Source organism: Staphylococcus sp. OJ82 (genome assembly GCF_000294465.1).
Taxonomy (GTDB): domain Bacteria; phylum Bacillota; class Bacilli; order Staphylococcales; family Staphylococcaceae; genus Staphylococcus; species Staphylococcus equorum.
The window spans coordinates 206,924-226,026 of the sequence record NZ_ALPU01000010.1; the positions used below are offsets into that span (position 1 = coordinate 206,924).

Below are 19,103 nucleotides of genomic sequence, written 5' to 3' on the forward strand. Positions count from 1 at the left end.
TTTGTATTTAATAAATTGTGTGTAATATAGGAACTGTAAGAAATACATATAACTTTTAAGGGTTATTTATTTATTAGGAGGATGTTTCAATGAAAAAATGGCAAGTATTTGGAACTACAGTTATTGGCTCTTCACTTTTATTAGGCGCTTGTGGCGGCGGAAATGCTGGTTCTGGTGGCGGCGAAGGCGAAGTTAAAGGCGACGGTTCATCAACAGTAGGTCCAATCATTGAAAAATTAAACGAAAAATTTGCTAAAGAAAATTCCGATGTTACAGTTTCATCTGGTACATCTGGTACTGGTGGCGGATTCGAAAAATTCATTTCAGGGAATACTGATTTTTCAAACGCATCTAGACCAATAAAAGATGAAGAGAAGAAAAAATTAGAAAATAAAGGTATTAAATATAATGAATTTGAAGTTGCAAAAGATGGCGTAACAATTGCAGTTAATAAAGAAAACGATTTTGTAAACGAATTAACTAAAGATCAATTGAAAGATATTTATTCTGGCGAAGCAAAATCATGGAAAGATGTTAATCCTGAATGGCCAGATAAAGAAATTAAATCATTTTCTCCAGACCAATCACATGGTACGTATGATTTCTTCACTGAAGAAGTTATGGATGACGGAGATATCAAAGCAGAGAAAAACGCTGATACAAACGTAATCGTTCAATCAGTTCAAAAAAATGAACAAGGTATTGGTTACTTCGGTTATAATTTCTTTGAAGAAAATAAAGATAAATTAAAAGCCGTTGAAATTAAAGATGATAGTGGTGAAGTTACTAAACCAACTAAAGAATCAATTCAAGATGGCTCATATGCTTTAAGTAGACCACTGTTCATTTATACAAACGAGAAAAAACTAAAAGAAAATGAAGGATTCCAAGATTTCATGAAATTTATCTTTGAAGACAAAGGTAAATCAGCTGAAGAAGCAGGATTTGTAGCTCTACCAGAAAAAGATTACCAAAAACAACTAGATGAATTAAAAGAGATTACTGGTAAAGAAAGCAAAGACAAAGAAGAAGATAAATAACACATAGCTGTAAATCTTAAAGGTCGGGATTCTGTATTAGAAAACAAAGTGGCGATGGGAATAACGTCCACTTTGTTTCTCTATTTCTAAACATCCCAACCTTTTTTTATAAATTTCGGAGTCTATATGAAGGAAGGAAATTTACATGGCGAATAAAAACCGCTCCGTAAGCGAAATGATAGAAAAAAACAATGCCAATAAAAAAGGTGCAAGCGATAAAATTGTTCCAATTATTTTAGGTACAATAGCAATTTTTTCTATATTAGCGACAATCGGTATTGTAGTCACATTATTAACAGAAACCATTACGTTTTTCACACGTATTCCTATTACAGAATTTCTCTTTTCGATGGAATGGACACCATTCTCATCTGATCCTAAATTTGGAATTTGGCCATTAATATTAGGTACGTTGAAAATAACTGTAATAGCTACAATCGTAGCAGTGCCATTAGGTCTGGGTGCAGCTCTTTACTTAAGTGAATATGCTTCGCCACGTGCTAAAAGTATTATCAAACCAATATTAGAAATATTATCTGGTATTCCAACAATCGTATTCGGTTTCTTTGCTCTAACATTTGTTACACCGTTAATACGTGGAATCTTTCCAGACATAGGCAGTTTCAACTCTATTAGTCCAGGTCTTGTAGTTGGTGTAATGATTATTCCATTAATATCAAGTATGAGTGAAGATGCAATGTCATCTGTACCAAACAAAATGCGTGAAGGTGCACTAGGTTTAGGTGCTACAAAATTTGAAGTAGCAACTAAAGTTATTTTACCAGCTGCAACTTCAGGTATTATGGCATCAATTGTATTAGCGATTTCACGTGCAATTGGCGAAACTATGATCGTATCTCTTGCTGCAGGTAGTACACCGAGTGCATCACTTGATATAACAGGGTCCATTCAAACAATGACTGGTTATATCGTTCAAGTAGCTACAGGTGATGCAACATTTGGTACTGATACTTACTATAGTATATATGCAGTAGGATTCACTTTATTCTTATTCACATTAGCAATGAATTTGATTTCTCAATGGATTACGAAACGTTTCAGAGAGGAGTATTAATATGACTGAAACAAACAAAAACGTGCTCGTAGACCAACAAACAGTTGAAAAGAAACTCTCTGGAAGGTTAACGACAAATAAAGTTAATAAATGGGCTTTCTTTGCCTGTACAATGGTTGGTCTGCTTGTATTAGCGGCATTACTCATTGATACACTTATAAAAGGTGCTGGACACTTAACTCCATCATTTTTCACTAATTTCTCATCATCAACGCCTTCTATGGCAGGAATTAAAGGTGCCTTTATCGGTACTATATGGTTAATGGTTACTATTATCCCGATAACAATTACTTTAGGTGTTGGTACTGCAATATATTTAGAAGAATATGCTAAAGAAAATGCACTTACAAACTTTATTAAAGTGAGTATCTCAAACTTAGCTGGTGTACCTTCAGTCGTGTTTGGTTTACTCGGTCTTACAATTTTTGTAAGAGGTATGGGTATCGATTCAATTGCACTCGGCAACTCTGTTTTAGCGGCTGCATTAACAATGTCGTTACTTATCTTACCGGTAATCATTGTAGCTAGCCAAGAAGCAATCAGATCTGTACCTAGTTCTGTAAAGGAAGCTTCATACGGACTAGGTGCCAACAAATGGCAAACAATACGCCGTGTTGTGTTACCAGCGGCGATTCCTGGTATTTTGACAGGTTTCATCTTAGCACTATCTCGTGCATTAGGTGAGACAGCACCATTAATTTTAATTGGTATACCAACGATTTTATTACAGCTACCATCTACAATATTCGATCAATTCCAAGCGTTACCAATGTCAATTTATAGCTGGACAAAATTACCACAGGAAGAATTCCAAAACGTTGCATCGGCAGGAATTATCGTATTACTCGTTATATTACTATTAATGAATGCAATAGCGATATTCTTAAGAAATAAATATAGTAAAAAATACTAAACTTAAGATACAAGAAATACTATTTAAATAAGGCTAGTAAATGGGAATATGCTAGGATTTCAGTAAAATCTTAGCATCTAGTCTATAAAAAGGAGTTTTAATTATGAATAAACAAATTATAGATAATAACGATACGAACGATACATTAAAATCACATACTGACCGTAATGACTCACCAATAGCAACTATTGAGCCAAATCATTCAGAGAATAAAATTCCAGATAACCAAAAGAAAATTGTCTATTCAACTAAAAATCTTGATTTATGGTATGGAGAAAATCATGCTTTAAAAAATATTAATTTAGATATTTTAGAAAATAACGTAACAGCAATTATTGGACCTTCAGGTTGTGGTAAATCAACATATATTAAAGCATTAAATCGTATGGTTGAACTTGTGCCATCTGTTAAAACTGCTGGTAAAATAATGTATCGTGATAAAAATATTTTCGATAATAAATATTCAGTTGAAAAATTGAGAACAAATGTAGGTATGGTATTCCAACAACCAAATCCATTCCCTAAATCAATTTATGACAATATCACTTATGGTCCTAAAATCCATGGTATTAAAAACAAAAAAGTCTTAGATGAAATTGTTGAAAAATCTCTACGTGGCGCTGCAATTTGGGATGAATTAAAAGATGACTTAGACAAAAATGCTTATAGTTTATCTGGTGGACAACAACAACGTGTTTGTATTGCTCGTACGTTAGCTATTGAACCAGATGTTATATTGATGGATGAGCCAACGTCAGCTTTAGATCCAATATCAACATTAAAAATTGAAGAACTTGTTCAAGAGCTTAAAGAACAATATTCAATCATCATTGTTACACATAATATGCAACAAGCTGCTCGTGTTTCTGATAAAACTGCTTTCTTCCTTAACGGCTATGTTAATGAATACGACGACACTGATAAGATCTTCTCCAATCCTGCAGATAAGCAAACTGAAGATTATATCTCAGGTCGCTTCGGTTAATCTATGGCAACAATTAGACATAAATATGAAGGCCAACTAGACGGACTTATTAAAGATCTACGTCGACTTGGTCTTTATGTATATCGTAATATAGAATTTGGACTAACGTCGTTAAGTGAAGAAGATCGTAATTATGCTAGACAAACAATAGCTAAGGATAAAGAAATCAATGAGCAAGAAACTGCAATTAATGAAAAAGTAGTCCTGCTTATCACTAAGCAACAGCCGATTGCTACTGATTTACGTTTAATGATGGCTGCTTTAAAAATTGCTACTGATTTTGAACGTATAGGCGACAATGCAGCAAGTATAGCGAAAATTAGATTACGTGCAAAAATTATTGACGAGTATGTACTGACGAGACTTAACACTATGGGCAAACTTGCACTCTTAATGTTAAAAGACTTAGATGATGCAGTTAATGATAATGATATTACCTTAATAAAAGAAATCATTGATCGCGATAAAGATATTGATGATATCTATAAAAATATTGTAAACACAACTTATTTAATAGATAACGATCCTTTCGTTGCAGGTCAAGCACATTTAGCTGCAAGACATTTAGAACGTATTGGAGATCACATTTGCAATATAGCAGAAAACATTTATTTCTTTATTACAGGTGAACGTTATGAATCCTATAATAAATAAAAATGTTCCACATAATAAAAGCACAATGGCTTTACAAAGATAACTCGCTTTCAAATAAATGAAAGTAGATGATCTTCAAAATTGCCATTGTGCTTTTTAATTTTATAAAATACTATTTATTTTCAAGTTCCTCAGTCAGTGTTTCTAATTCATCAACAAGTTTGCCAATATAGCCAATTGTTGATTTTAATGGTTGTTCAGTTCGGATATCAATACCTGCAATTTCAGCTAAATCTACCGGTGATTTACTACCTCCAGCTTTTAAGGTATCTAACCAAGCATCAACAGCTGGTTGTCCTTCATTTTGAATGCGTTGAGACATCACTGTACCAATCGTTAAGCCAGCTGAATACGTGTAAGAGTATAATCCCATATAATAGTGTGGTTGTCTCATCCAAGTTAGCTCTGTACCTTCCGTAAGTTTCACGCTGTCTCCAAAGAATTGACTATAGACATCAAGCATAATGTCATTAAGTACTGGTGCAGTCAATGATTCTCCTTGATCGACTTTATTGTAAACTTCACGTTGGAAAGCAGCTTCAAGTAAATGTGTAACCATATTATGGTAATATGTTCTTGAAATAATAGAACCTGTTACCCAACGTTTAAATTTAGCATCATTACTATTTTTAAATAAGTAGTTCGCCATAAGCATTTCATTCATAGTAGAAGGTGCTTCTACAAAATACATCGAAGCTTCTGATTCTAAATAATTTTGATGCGCTTGTGCTAATGTAAAGTGGCCCGCATGACCTAATTCATGCGCTAACACGAAAGTTTCAGTCATTTTACCAGTCCATGATATAAAAACATATGAGTGTGAAGCATAGGGACTCGCACAATAAGCACCTGTTTCTTTACCTTTGTTTTGCGCAAAATCTATCCATCTCTCTTTATAAGCAGCTTCCACCATTTCTAAATAATCTTCACCAAGTACATTTAAAGCACCATAAATATATTGTTTAGAATCTTCAATTGAAATTTCTGGCTCGTAGTTTGGATCAATAGAAACTTTTAAATCTTCAAAATGCATTACATCTAAGCCATGGACACGTTTAACTAATTTCGCATATTTTTGCATAATAGGTGCTAAATCACTCATAATCACATCAATTTGTCTGTTAAACATGTCTCGCGTCACTTCTTGCTCTTGTAGCAAATAATCAATAACAGAATCATATCCTCTTAAATCTGCTTCGATTTTCTCTTGTTGCACTTGCATATTATATGTCGCTGCTGTCGTATGCTGATACTTACTTAATGCATTACTAAAATGATTGAAGCTTATTCTTCTAAATGCTTCATTTGGGTTATCTTCATATTCATTCTCAAAAGTAGCATAATCTAAAGGATATGTTTGTTGATTATATTCAAATGGTTCAAATTCAATATCCAACATTTTTGTAGTTCCATAAAGTTCAAACGCGCTCTCAAAAGTAGGGGACAAACTTGCTAATACTTTTTCAACTTCTGGAGTTAATTGATGTGCCTTATTCGCTTTTAATTTCGTTAAAAAATGGGGATACTTCGATGTTTGAATAAGTTGTTCAAGTGTTTGATCAGATAGCTCTAATATTTCTGAAACTACAAATGAAAGTTCACTAGCGATTTTTCCATAAGATGTAGACAATTTTGCGCTTAATGTCTGTGCATGTTCATTAGCTGTATCAACACTCAATCTTAACTCAGCATAATTTGCCATTCTATCTAATTGAATTAGTAGTTCAGAATATGCATCCAGTGCATCTTCAACAATATTCACTTCAATTAATTGCTCTGCATATTGTTGATTAAATGCCTTAGCTTGTTCCAATGTATCATTCAGTGTGTTATAAAATGCATCATCAGAACTAAATAAGTCAGTTACGTCCCATGTTTCTTCAATTGGAACATTATTTCTAAATGGTAGTGTTTCAGCCATATAATCTACTCCTCTACATTTATATTGTATTCATAATTAATTATACATGAATGACCCGCATAAATGATAACCGAAAGTTTATCTATATTAAAAGTGGGGAACAGTAAACCAAATTGGATTGACACGTATTTTATATTAATTTAATATAAAATTATACTGCTCAAGACTGAATGTATTTATATAGAAAATATAGTATGATATATATAATGCAAGTAAAGTATAAATATTAAATAAAAAGGAGTGGAATAAATGACTATTTTTGATATGCCTAATTTTTTATGGATTACTATAGTTGCTGTCATATTAGTAACAGTATTTTGCAATCTTGTCTTAAATAAATGGTTTACTGCACCAATCTTAACGTTAGTAGTATTAGCAATAGCTGCATTTTTAATACCAAATTTCCAAGATATTACATATGAACCTTTATTAGGTTTTGCTGCGTTTATGACGATATTAAGTTTAATCCTAAGCTTTGTAATATGGTACATGACACGTAACTGGAGACGTAAACGCCGCGAAAAGAAAGCTAGAAAAGAAATACGCAAACGCGGTGGCATTCCAAAAGATGAATTAGAAAATTATAAACAAAATTAAAAAATGAACTGTAGCTATAATTTAAGTTACAGTTCATTTTTTAATTTCATCTTTAAATTCAAGCTGATAATTTAATAGCATGTTTAAGTAATTCAAGCGAAGTTTTAAAATGTGATTTAGTAAAATGTTATATCAAAATTCAAACCACAGCATATACCATATATGAGGTTTAAACCAATATAGTAAAGTCGATAATTTGATAGCATAAATAATGTAATACATCCATGATGACAAGAAGAAATTACATCAAAGTACTTAAAAGAATGATTCCTTTAACAAGCATATATATAACATAATAGGTAGTGAATTAACAATCAGGGTATTTCCTATCAAATTATAGTAACTTCCTATAATATATATTATGTAAACTAAAAAGTAAATTTTAAAAATTACATATCTATATAGTTATTTTTACTAAGTTATTATGTATTTAGCATTTATGCTTATTAATCCTAGTTTAGCTTTTTCATACATATACTACGTTATATCATTAAACATTTACGTATCTCATTTAATGTCTAGTCATAATTGTGTCATATACTAACTCTTAAACTACCTACAATCAATTATATGGTGATATTATTCGTTATATGTATATATCTAAACATATTTAGCTTTGGCTGTGTAGATCTTGGAAATTTATTTTGGTTATTGCTATGCTATATATAATGATCTAAACTCACAATGTTACGTGTATTCGGATGGATATAGACCAACAAACTCATATTTAAAAGCTCAGAAATCGACTTCTCAGCGCCTTGTTTTTAATGACTTTATAATTTTAAGATTAAATAATACTTTATGCTTTAATTTTGCTATTATTTTGGCTTATCCTTGATTTTTATAGCAATCCTTAGAAAAAAGGTTTTTTATTTCAACCAAATACTTATAGGGTTACATAACATAAATATAGGCACCTATAAAAAACGTGTTCTTTTTTGTCATTTGGGTATATACTATTTAGATAATCATTTAGGAGTGAAATTTATGCAGGAACGTTCCCGAATCAAATGGTCGAGTTTAGTGATTGGCGTCATTTTTCTAATTATTGGCGTGTTTATTTTAAGTTTTCCTGAAGAAAACTTATTTGCTATTACATGGCTCATAGGTCTACTATTTATTATTAACGGTTTTTTAGAAATTTTCGTTCGTCGTGTAATGAAAAAAACAGATAAAAATGCCTCAACCATAGTACTTGTACTTGGTGTAATTAATATTATTTTAGGGTTATTGATTTTATTTAATATCGTTACAAGTACGACATTTATTGTTTATTTATTTGCTATTTGGTTTATTATTAATGCGTTATTTAATATGTTTACGGTAACGCCACTTGAAAAATCAAATAAAGGTTTTCATATTGTATCGGTTATTTTGAACATTATTACGGTTGTTTTCGGTATTATTTTACTGTTCAATCCACTTATGGCGGCAATTTTAGTTGCTATCTTCATGAGTTCGGTATTCTTTATTATTGGTATAACTTATATCATTAAAGCATTATCTTAATGATCCGTAACTTATAAATAATTAAATAGGGCGTATTTTGAAAAATCACGCTAGAAAGCGCACTACAAGTCGTCTTGTAGTGCGCTTCTCACATTTTCATAACAATTATATATATTACTTTAAATATGTTATAAAAATAAATTTTACTATAAAATTATTATAATGTAAGGTTATTGCATTGCTGAAATCCTATGCTATACTAAAAATTGTGGAGAACAACAAGAATTAACATCTCAGACTAATCCACATTTAGTTCATTGTTATATTGGAATTGCCATCCTAGTATAACTAACTTCAGAACGAAAGAAAGCATACTGATTAGGGCTTACATACCAGAATGCTTTCTTTTTTTATGCTATTTTTTAACTTTTTTTCTAACATTATTCAACGTATTAAATAACCAATATTTTGTTTTCTTAATTGGTTTATAAAAATCGCCGATTAATTCTTCAATTTGCACATTAAATCCACGTTTAAAGCGATATACGCCGTAATCTTCACTATTTTCAGTGAAATCGCCTGATAAACCATAGAAATTGTAGCGACCATAACCATTGTCAAAACAATAGTTCAACATGTACCAATGCATCATATAAGGTCCCATATATTGATTATATTTTTCTGATGAACCACCAGAGAAGTAGTTTACTTCATATGCATTTGCAAAATAAACACCAGCAGCTAAATTTAATATAGCACCATCTGTTAATCTTAATTCACTTGCATGCATTAACTCTTTTTTATCATGCTCTATTTGTTTATCCAGTTCTGTAATTTTCTTCAACTGTTTATCTGTTTTATTTTCATTCTGCATGATTTGATCTCTACGTGATTCTTTATCATTAATACTCTCTTGTGTATTTTCAATATATTCATTTAAGTCTATATATGCTAAAGGTATTAAAGCTTTATCACCATAGTTATCAATAAAATTATAGAAATATTCATCTGTTTTAGATACGAAGCCAGCACGCTTTTCAGTTTCTCGATAAAGATCTAAGAAAAGACCGAATTCATCTCTATTTAACAACCTAACTTTAACACCAAAATTGATTGCTTTATTGATATTACGTTTTCTTTGGCTATCAAATTGTTTTTTTAGAGAAGCTGGTGTTTGTCCATCTAAGTTCAATACACCCATCCATCTTACTTGGCTAGATGTATCATATTCAGTCGTAAAGCCGTGATGTGTATACCCATGAGATTTAAATAAGTTGACTAATGCGTCATTCTTATCTGGTTCTGGCAATGGATTGATATCTTTATCGTATATTTTATAGATCCAGTACGGGTCCATTTTGACATATAAACAATTATGGTGTTGAAGATAATGATCTAATTCACGTAAATAGAAATCTACTAAACCTAAATCATTGTAATCCATAACTGGACCACGATTAGAATAATAAACATAGCTTCCCATTGTAGGAATTTTAGAGAAAAGACTAGCAGCAATAACCTGATTGTCGTCATCTTTTAAGCCTAATAGTACAACTTGAAATCCATCTTCTTCTCTTGTTGCAATATTTTCTTTTACTTGAAAGTAATGACTCTCTAATGCCGGGTTTTGTACAAAATTGTCATACTCTTTGACGGTTAACTCTGTAAATTTCATTCTAGCTTAGTTCCCTTCTATAATTTATATCTACTTCTTAATATCTTTTAGTTTTTTTAATGTCGTATAAATTTTGTACATTGGCTTATTAATAGGTTTTACAAAATCTCCAACGTATTCTACGACTTCGGCATTAAATCCTTTTTTGAATTTCACTACGCCTGCATCTTCCGCATCTTCTGTGAAATTACCACTGATACCGTAGAAGTTATATCTATCTATATTATTGTCAATAGCGTAATTAATCATCTTCCACTGTATCGCATAACTACCAGCAAAGTGTCTAAATTCATTTGAAGTACCACCTGCATAATAAACCACTTCATAGGGATTAATAATAAAGTAAGCTGCAGAAATTGGTAATTCATTACCGTGTTCAGCCTGTAATGATTGCGCTTCTTCTATTTTTTGTTGATTTGCAATAAGCTGTTGTTCTAAATTATCTCGTTTATTATAAGCCTTTTTATTTTCAGGTCGCTTTTCTATATCTTTAATCGCTTTGTTAATATCTTTACTTAAGACATCACGCTCTGCTTTTAATTCTTCGATATACTCATCGAAATCCATATAAGCTAATGGAACCAAGATACGATTCTTATAATATCTCAATCTATTATAATAAAAGCTATCTTCCCTATCATCAAATTCTTTTGATTCAGATGTATCTTCCATAAACGAGCGGAAGATTGGTAATTCGTCTTCTTCTAAGAATCTTACTTTAACACCATTCTTCTGAACTTTTTTTGTATTACGTTTACGTAGACTATCCATACCGTTAAGTACATCTTTAGCTGTTTTACCTGCTAAATCTAATACTGAATGGTATCTAATTTGAAGAATTGGATCAAAACCAGTTAAAAATCCTTGATGTTTGTATCCTAATTGTTTCATTTTGTCGAAAAACCAGTCATGACCAGCATTTTCTAACACTTCTCCGTCATGGTTACGATATTGATAAGCTAAATAAGGATCAACTCTTAAATGTAAACCTTTATGTTTTTTAACATATTTAGTTAATTCATTAAAGAAGTAATGAACAAGTTCTTTATTTTCAAAATCTATAACAGGTCCTCTGTTTGTATAAAAATATTTATAAAACTTCATTACTGGTACTGCAGTAAGTAAACATGCTGCAATGACTTCGTTTTCATTGTTTTTAATACCAACTAAGTGTGTTTCTGTACTTTCTGCAATTTTCAATTCGTAGTTTCCTACCATTTGTGTGAAATGACTATTTGGCATATTATCTGTAAATGTACCGAACTCTTTAGCAGTTAAATTCGTAAATTTCATTTTGTATACTCCTATTTGTTTATAATTCTTTTTTTATTTGAGTTTAAACTTCAATCTTGATTATTATACAATAACCATTTATAAAACTAAATCAATAGCATATATAAATTCATTATACATGAACTTTATGTATGACTTATTATATCACTACTTTTATTTTAACAAAGAATAAGCAATTAAACACATTTGCCCATAGTTATAACAACAAAAACTGGAAAACTTAATAAGTTTTCCAGTTTTCTTTATAGTTAGGAGTGGAACATGTATATCTGTCCCACTCCCTATCTATCATACTATGTTCTAATTTAAAGCATCTCGTAATGTTTCACCTATTGCTACGCTTGATTGTGGATTTTGACCAGTAATAAATTGGTTATCTGTTTCTACGTGTTCAGTGAAGTTGTCTTGAGTTACAAATTGAGCACCTTGGTTTTCTAATTCTGACTGAGTTAAGAAAGGTACTTTGTCCTCAAAGCCCATCGCACGTTCTTCTTCATCTGTAAATGCAGTTAACGTCACACCCTTCACTAGGAAGTTACCTTTCTTATCTTTAGCACCGACAAAAGCACTCGGTCCGTGACATACAGATGCAATGATTTTATCATCTGCTTTAAAGTCAGCAAGTACTGAAGCTAACTTCTGATTATGGGCAAAATCAAATACAGTGCCGTGACCTCCTGGTAAATATACAGCGTCATATTGACTCACATCTATATCTTCTATACTTGATGCTGATTTCGTTTGCTCAACAAATGCTTTATATTTATTAAGCTCACCATTCTGTGTGGAATTGGGATCTAATGGGACTTCCCCGCCATTTATTGTAGCGATATCTACATTAGTGTTTGCTGCTGTTAATATATTATAAGGTTCACTTGCTTCTTCTAACCATAATCCTGTTGGTGTACCATCTTCAAATTGGTTTACACTTGTTATGATAAACAAGACTTTTTTACTCAAATTATGTCACCTCTTTTTAAAAATAAGAGAATAGCTATATTTAATTCTATGAAATTGCATCACTTTAAATTACATGCTACACACTTCAAAAATGTATTCTCTCTTAATAACGTACCCATAATTCCAACGTATTACACACACAATGCTTTATTCACTTTTTCTATCGAGCGCACTTCTAATAGAATTAAAATAGTTGACTGTGTCTGCTTTTGGATCTCGTGCTAATCGTTTAACAATTTCACTCCCTATAACCACACCATCAGAAGCTTCTATGATATCTGATACATGTTCTGGTGTACGAATACCAAATCCTGCAACGACAGGCACATTGGACATTGATTTTATATGTTTAATTCTATCTTTAAGTTCAGGATGGAACTTACCATTTTCTCCTGTTGTCGCGTTCATTGTTACTGTATAAATAAATCCTTCCGCATCTTGAGCGATTTGATTACTACGTTCTTCAGATGTCGTCATAGCAATGAGTGAAATAATATTCACTTTTCTGTCAGGATGACGTTCTTTTAATTGTTGCACAAGTTCATGTGGCAAATCAGGAATGATTAAACCGTAGACACCTGCTTTTTCACAAGCTTTAAAAAATGCATCTTCTCCATAAAAATTTATAATATTATAATAAGTCATTAATACATATTTACTTGATATTGAGTCACGATGTTCAGTAAGTTGATCTAAAATATACTGAATATTGACGCCTTCTTCTATAGCTTTGCTACCAGCGTCCATAATGACTGGTCCATCAGCCACTGGGTCTGAAAATGGCACACCTACTTCAACAATATCAGCGCCTGCATCACTGACGGTTTTAAGATTTTCAATAAAAGATTTATTACCCATAATATATGGAATGAATAGTTTACGCATTAGAATCACCGCCTTCTTTCATATAATTTCTAATCGTTTCCATATCCTTATCGCCACGTCCCGAAACTGTAACAACAAGAATTTCATCTTTGCCCATCGTTGGTGCTAACGTTTCTACATAGCTTAATGCGTGTGCACTTTCTATAGCTGGAATAATACCTTCAGCTTTTGTAAATCTAACTAAAGCATCCATCGCTTGTTTATCACTTACAGTTGCAAACTTCACTCTACCTATATCGTGATAATACGAATGTTCTGGTCCAACACCAGGATAATCTAAACCTGCAGATATGGAATGTGCTTGTTGAATTTGACCATTTTCATCTTGAATGAGATACATTTTAGTACCGTGTAATACGCCTTCTTTACCTTTGTTAATCGCTAGTGCATGTCTATCTGTATCATAACCTTCACCTGCAGCTTCTACGCCATATAATTTCACATCATCTTGAACGAATGGGTAGAATGTACCAATGGCATTAGATCCACCACCAACACAAGCTACAACTGCATCTGGTAAACGCCCTTCTTTTTCTTGAATTTGTGCTTTGATTTCTGTACCGATGATTTTTTGTAAATCTCTTACAATAGTTGGAAATGGATCTGGTCCTAAAGCTGAACCTAATAAATAATGCGTATCATCTACATGACTTACCCAGTATTGTAATGCTTTATTAACAGCGTCTGATAGCGTCCCTTGACCATCAGTTACAGATTCAACTTTCGCACCTAATAATTCCATTCTAAATACGTTTAACGATTGTCTTTTAATATCTTCTTCACCCATAAATACTACCAGTTCCATATCAAATAATGCAGCAACCGTCGCACTCGCAACACCATGTTGACCCGCGCCTGTTTCAGCAACAAGTTTATTTTTACCCATTCTTTTGGCTAATAGTGCTTGGCCTAATGCATTGTTTATTTTATGCGCACCAGTGTGATTTAAATCTTCACGTTTTAAATAAATTTTGGCGCCACCAAGGGCTTCTGTATATGAATCAGCATATGTCAATGGTGTTTCACGACCAACATAGTCTTTAAGGTAACCATCTAATTCTTCTTGAAATTTAGGGTCTGCTTTGGCTTCTTGATAAGCTTGTTTCAATTCTTGAATTGCTGGCATTAACGTTTCTGGTACGTATTGACCACCATAAGCACCGAAGAAACCAAATTCATCTGCTTCTGTTTCTATATTTTTATTCATAATTAATTTGCTCCTTTTACGAGTTTAATAATTGCTGCCATTTTTTCCATATCTTTTTCATTATTTGTTTCTATGCCACTAGCGATATCATAGCCTTGATGTGCTAAATCTAAAGATGTTACAGCTTGTATATTGTCGTAATTCATACCACCTGCGATTAAATAGTTAACATCGTTGAGTGTTTTTAACATTTCCCAATCATATACTTTACCTGTACCACCATAAGACTTCGATGGTGTATCAATAATAAACATATCTACATTATCTTTATAATAATCAATAGCTGTCGTTAATGTTTGTTGGTCTGTTGCGGGTAAGGCTTTGATAACTTTAATGTTAGGATTACTTTTTTTAATAAAATGTACAGTTTCTAACGGTTCATTACCATGGAGTTGAATTGTTGAAATCTGCGTCTGCGTTATCAAATTGGTAATCGTGTCATAATCTGGATTAACAACGATGACTACTTTTTCTTTATCGTCAGGTATAACTTCAGTCAATTGTTTAATGGTTGGAATATCAACATACCTTTTACTCTTTGGAAAATGAATAAACCCCATTGCATCAATATTTAAGTCTTTTGCTTTGTTTACATCGGCTAATGTGCGGAAGCCACAAAACTTTAACTTCATCGTTGTACCTTGTCTAATTTTAGACCTGGTAAGAATTGACTTAAGTCATCACATTTCATTAATGATTCACCAATTAATAAACCATCTATACCCGAATCAACGATATTTTGAACATCTTGCTCATCTTTGATACCACTCTCTGAAATATAGTAATAACCTGTTTTTTTATCTTCTAAAATCTCATTTGTATGCAAGACATCTGTAATGAAACGCTTTAAATCTCTATTATTCACGCCGATAATTTTCGGATCTAATTTATATGCACGTGCCAATTCTTCTTTATCATGAACTTCTACGAGCACTTCTAAATTTTGCGATGTAGCATATTGATATAGTTCTCTTAATTCTGGGTCAGTTAAAACGTTAACGATAAGTAATATTATCGAAGCGCCTGCTTTTTTAGCAACATCAATTTGAATAGGATCTACTACAAAATCTTTACACAATACTGGTAATGATGTTTCTGTTGTCAATGCTTGTAAACGTTCATAGCTACCACCAAAATAGTGTTCATCAGTTAATATAGAAACTGCATTCGCGCCATGCGCTTCATAATCTTTCACTTGTTGGGCTAAGTCTCTTGCTGGTAATCCATCAAGTGTTGGACTTTTAGATTTAATTTCAGCAATCACCCCAAGTTGATTTGAATCGTCTAATTGTGATTGGAATGTTTTTTTATGTGAAATATCCACTGCTTCTAGTGTTGATAACTTATCTTCATAATAGCCTTGCTCTAGTAAACCTCTTTTATATGTTACAATCTCATCCAATATAGTCATACGTTTTGCCTCCCATTTTATTATATTGCGCTAAAGCTTTACCACTTTCGATTAATGCTTGTGCTGCTTTCACACCAGCTTCTATTGTTTCAGCTTTTTCTGCTACATAGAGTGCGATGCCTGCGTTCAAGATAACAACATCTCTCTTAGCACTATGATCTGTTCCATTTAATATATGCTTCGTGATTTCTAAGTTGTCTTGTGGTGTACCTCCAACAAGTGCTTCGTTTGGCGCATAATCTAAACCTACATCTGTTGCATTCAGCGTATATTGTTTAATTTCTTCATTTGCTGTTACTTCATAAATAATATTGTCGCCAGATAATGTAGCTTCATCCATGCCATTTGCACCGTATACAACGATGGCTTTTTTACGTCCTAAATCTGCTAAGGTTTGTGCAATTTTTTCTAATTTTGATGTTTCGTAAACACCCATGACTTGATAATCTAATTTAAAAGGATTAATGATTGGACCAGTAATATTAAATATTGTTGGATTGCTGATACCTTTTCTGATAGGTTGAATATTTTTCATTATCGGATATGTTTCAGTAGCATTTAAAAAGACCAATCCATTGTCGTCTAATTGTTTTGGTGTATCTTCAACAGTGCTTGACTTAATAGCCATTGCATTTAACAAATCCGTGCTTCCAGATGATGAAGTGACACTCTTATTACCATGTTTAATGACGGGTACACTTGCACTAGCGATAACAAAAGATACAGTTGTTGAGATATTAAAACTATTTGATTTATCTCCACCTGTGCCACAAACACACATAGCATTAGGATAGTACGGTTGTTCACGATACATAGAATGGATTAAACTATTTGATATATAAGTTAACTCCTCTTGTGTAGTTTCTTTTTCAGAAAACGTTTCGAGTAACTCGATTTTTACGCTGTCTTCTAGATTTTTAGAAATAAGTAATTCTATAAATTCATTCATTTGTGTTTGGTTGAGTGGTTTATATTGTTTTAACTGTGTTTGTAGCTCCATCTTCTGTTACCTCCTTCATTATGTTTAAAAAGTTATTAATAATTTGTTTACCATGTGCCGTAGCAAATGACTCGGGGTGATATTGAATCCCATAATGTAACAATTGTGTGTGTTCAAATGACTGTATGCAATCTTCTGTTTGTGCCGTTATTGTTAATGTTTCAGGTAATGTTTGAGGATTACTCATCAATGAATGGTACCGCATAATTTCTGAATATTCTGGAATATCAGTGTATAACAATGTTTCTTTTGTGATACGCATTTGGTCTTTTTTACCATGTTTTATATAATCACATTGGATAACATCGCCACCATGATAACAAGTCAAAGCTTGCGACCCTAAGCAAACGCCTAAAATCGGTTTATTTTTATAATGATCAATGATTTGCATTAAATCGTCTGTATCTAATGGATGGCCAGGACCTGGTGAAATGATTACTCCGTCGATGTCCAGATTATAGATAGATGGATCATCCGGATATTTAATCATCACTTCTTCTTTCTCTGCAATCATATCTACTAAGTTATAAGTAAATGAATCATAATTATCAACTATAAGTATCATGGTGAAACCTCCAATAAGCTTTTAGCTTTTAATTTTGTTTCTTCAAGTTCTTTTTCTGGAATTGAATCATAAACCACACCACACCCTGCTTCCACATTAATGTTCGTGTCATCAATCATCATTGTACGAATCGCTAATGCGAAATCTAAGTCGTGGTTACAATTAATATAACCAATACCGCCACTGTAAACGCCACGTTTTTGTGGTTGTACTTCATAGATACGTTGAATCGCTCTTAGCTTAGGTGCGCCTGATACAGTACCTGTGGGTAATAAACTCGCAATCACTGTCATCGGTGAATAATTGTCTTTAAGCTTTCCAGTAACTTCACTAACGATATGCATCACATGTTCGTAACGTTCAATTGTCATTAATTTACCGATTATCGAAGTCCCTGTTTCACTTACACGATGGATATCATTTCTACCCAAATCAACAAGCATACTGTGTTCGCTTAATTCTTTTTCATCGTTTTTTAAACTTGCTTCGTTTGCTTGGTCCTCTGCTTCAGTAGCACCTCGTTTTATCGTTCCAGCAATTGGATTAGTCACTACTGTTTGTCCTTTTACTTTTACAAAGCTTTCCGGTGAACTACCAACGACAATCGGCTGATCCATATTCAAGTAATACATATATGGACTTGGATTTTGACGCTTTAAATTTTGATAAAGCTGATAAGACATGGCTTGTAATTGTTGATCAAAATGATGTTCGTAACTATAAACGATAGATGGTACAACTTGGAACATATCACCTTGTTGAATAAGTGACTTCATTTTACTAATTGTATTAATAAATTGTTCAGGTGCAATATTTGATTTGATCTCTTTTTCTGTAGCTATATGTTCAAGCTCAGAAGGATAAATCGTAATTTGTTTTAATTCTTCTACACGTTTTGCCACACGTGCTTTTAATTCCTCGTCATTTTCTTTTGAAAATAAGTTTGTTGCAATAACGTATAAATGCTCTTTGTAATGGTCAAATATATATGCATCTTCAACCATATGAAACTTAGCATCATGTTGTGGATGATCTTCAAGATTGATTTGTTTTAGTACTGGAAATTCATGTCTTACTAAATCAAAACTACATGACCCTACAAATCCAGAAATAAAAGGTAATAACGCTAATGCTTCGTCTTCAATTTCTGCTTTATATTGATCAATTAAATCTTTCATTTTTTTATAAGGTTGCTCATGTTCTATTCTGTTTTCTTCTGGTGTACATACAGTCATTATTTCATTATCTAACGTGATTGAACCGTAAGTATCGAAAATCACTATAGAATAACGCCCTTTTAGTTTCGATTGTTCTGAACTCTCTAATACGATTTTATTTTCTCTCAATCTTGCTAACGCTTCTGGTGTTACTTCTGCATTTAATCTTTGATATTGCACTTTCATTTTATTTTCCTCCTCATAAAAAAATCAGCATCCTTAAACATTGTTAAGGACGCTGACGCGCGGTACCACC

18 protein-coding genes are annotated in these 19,103 nt (G+C 32.4%); 7 read left to right on the forward strand and 11 right to left on the reverse strand.

What is annotated here, in order from left to right:
• The first annotated feature begins 89 nt into the window (after positions 1–89).
• The 5 genes from SOJ_RS08445 to phoU all read left to right on the forward strand — a co-directional run bounded on the left by SOJ_RS08445 (position 90) and on the right by phoU (position 4,667).
• Positions 90–1,040: a PstS family phosphate ABC transporter substrate-binding protein gene (locus SOJ_RS08445; protein ID WP_002507651.1), complete on the forward strand. Its 951-nt coding sequence runs from the start codon at positions 90–92 to the stop codon at positions 1,038–1,040.
• A 145-nt stretch (positions 1,041–1,185) separates the two neighbouring features.
• Positions 1,186–2,115 (forward strand): phosphate ABC transporter permease subunit PstC, encoded by a 930-nt coding sequence (gene pstC, locus SOJ_RS08450; RefSeq protein ID WP_002507652.1) that lies wholly within the window; start codon positions 1,186–1,188, stop codon positions 2,113–2,115.
• 1 nt (position 2,116) lies between these two features.
• Positions 2,117–3,028, forward strand: a complete 912-nt coding sequence (gene pstA / locus SOJ_RS08455) for a phosphate ABC transporter permease PstA (protein ID WP_002507653.1) — start codon at positions 2,117–2,119, stop codon at positions 3,026–3,028.
• A gap of 103 nt (positions 3,029–3,131) precedes the next feature.
• The gene (gene pstB / locus SOJ_RS08460) at positions 3,132–4,013 is read left to right on the forward strand and encodes a phosphate ABC transporter ATP-binding protein PstB (RefSeq protein WP_002507654.1); all 882 of its coding nucleotides are present in this window, start codon (positions 3,132–3,134) and stop codon (positions 4,011–4,013) included.
• Between the two features lie 3 nt (positions 4,014–4,016).
• The gene (gene phoU, locus SOJ_RS08465; RefSeq protein WP_002507655.1) at positions 4,017–4,667 is read left to right on the forward strand and encodes a phosphate signaling complex protein PhoU; all 651 of its coding nucleotides are present in this window, start codon (positions 4,017–4,019) and stop codon (positions 4,665–4,667) included.
• Positions 4,668–4,779: 112 nt separating this feature from the next.
• Here phoU and pepF read toward each other — a convergent pair whose 3' ends face one another.
• Positions 4,780–6,588 (reverse strand): oligoendopeptidase F, encoded by a 1,809-nt coding sequence (pepF, locus tag SOJ_RS08470; RefSeq protein WP_002507656.1) that lies wholly within the window; start codon positions 6,586–6,588, stop codon positions 4,780–4,782.
• A 249-nt stretch (positions 6,589–6,837) separates the two neighbouring features.
• Between pepF and SOJ_RS08475 the strand changes: the two genes are divergently transcribed.
• Both SOJ_RS08475 and SOJ_RS08480 read left to right on the forward strand, forming a co-directional pair.
• Positions 6,838–7,185: a hypothetical protein gene (locus SOJ_RS08475; protein WP_002507657.1), complete on the forward strand. Its 348-nt coding sequence runs from the start codon at positions 6,838–6,840 to the stop codon at positions 7,183–7,185.
• Between the two features lie 987 nt (positions 7,186–8,172).
• The gene (locus SOJ_RS08480) at positions 8,173–8,694 is read left to right on the forward strand and encodes an HdeD family acid-resistance protein (RefSeq protein ID WP_002507658.1); all 522 of its coding nucleotides are present in this window, start codon (positions 8,173–8,175) and stop codon (positions 8,692–8,694) included.
• Between the two features lie 355 nt (positions 8,695–9,049).
• On the opposite strand, the gene SOJ_RS08485 is transcribed toward SOJ_RS08480, so the two are convergent.
• The 10 genes from SOJ_RS08485 to SOJ_RS08530 form a co-directional block, all read right to left on the reverse strand.
• Positions 9,050–10,309 carry an aminoacyltransferase gene (locus SOJ_RS08485; protein ID WP_002507659.1) on the reverse strand — a complete coding sequence of 420 codons (1,260 nt, stop codon included), beginning with the start codon at positions 10,307–10,309 and terminating at the stop codon, positions 9,050–9,052.
• Positions 10,310–10,339: 30 nt separating this feature from the next.
• Positions 10,340–11,602, reverse strand: coding sequence for an aminoacyltransferase (locus SOJ_RS08490; RefSeq protein ID WP_002507660.1), 1,263 nt, complete (start codon positions 11,600–11,602; stop codon positions 10,340–10,342).
• A gap of 300 nt (positions 11,603–11,902) precedes the next feature.
• The gene (locus SOJ_RS08495; RefSeq protein ID WP_002507661.1) at positions 11,903–12,562 is read right to left on the reverse strand and encodes a type 1 glutamine amidotransferase domain-containing protein; all 660 of its coding nucleotides are present in this window, start codon (positions 12,560–12,562) and stop codon (positions 11,903–11,905) included.
• Positions 12,563–12,709: 147 nt separating this feature from the next.
• Positions 12,710–13,447: a tryptophan synthase subunit alpha gene (gene trpA, locus SOJ_RS08500; protein ID WP_002507662.1), complete on the reverse strand. Its 738-nt coding sequence runs from the start codon at positions 13,445–13,447 to the stop codon at positions 12,710–12,712.
• Positions 13,440–14,654 (reverse strand): tryptophan synthase subunit beta, encoded by a 1,215-nt coding sequence (gene trpB, locus SOJ_RS08505; protein ID WP_002507663.1) that lies wholly within the window; start codon positions 14,652–14,654, stop codon positions 13,440–13,442. Before trpB ends, trpA begins: the two co-directional genes overlap by 8 nt.
• Positions 14,655–14,656: 2 nt before the next feature.
• Positions 14,657–15,286: a phosphoribosylanthranilate isomerase gene (locus tag SOJ_RS08510; RefSeq protein ID WP_002507664.1), complete on the reverse strand. Its 630-nt coding sequence runs from the start codon at positions 15,284–15,286 to the stop codon at positions 14,657–14,659.
• The gene (gene trpC / locus SOJ_RS08515; protein ID WP_002507665.1) at positions 15,283–16,065 is read right to left on the reverse strand and encodes an indole-3-glycerol phosphate synthase TrpC; all 783 of its coding nucleotides are present in this window, start codon (positions 16,063–16,065) and stop codon (positions 15,283–15,285) included. Before trpC ends, SOJ_RS08510 begins: the two co-directional genes overlap by 4 nt.
• On the reverse strand, positions 16,049–17,065 hold the full coding sequence (gene trpD / locus SOJ_RS08520; RefSeq protein ID WP_002507666.1) for an anthranilate phosphoribosyltransferase: 1,017 nt from the start codon (positions 17,063–17,065) through the stop codon (positions 16,049–16,051). Before trpD ends, trpC begins: the two co-directional genes overlap by 17 nt.
• Positions 17,034–17,630: an anthranilate synthase component II gene (locus SOJ_RS08525; protein WP_002507667.1), complete on the reverse strand. Its 597-nt coding sequence runs from the start codon at positions 17,628–17,630 to the stop codon at positions 17,034–17,036. The genes trpD and SOJ_RS08525 overlap by 32 nt, the downstream gene beginning before the upstream one ends.
• Entirely contained in the window at positions 17,627–19,033 is a 1,407-nt protein-coding gene (locus tag SOJ_RS08530) for an anthranilate synthase component I (protein ID WP_002507668.1), read from the reverse strand. Before SOJ_RS08530 ends, SOJ_RS08525 begins: the two co-directional genes overlap by 4 nt.
• Positions 19,034–19,103: the final 70 nt, after the last annotated feature.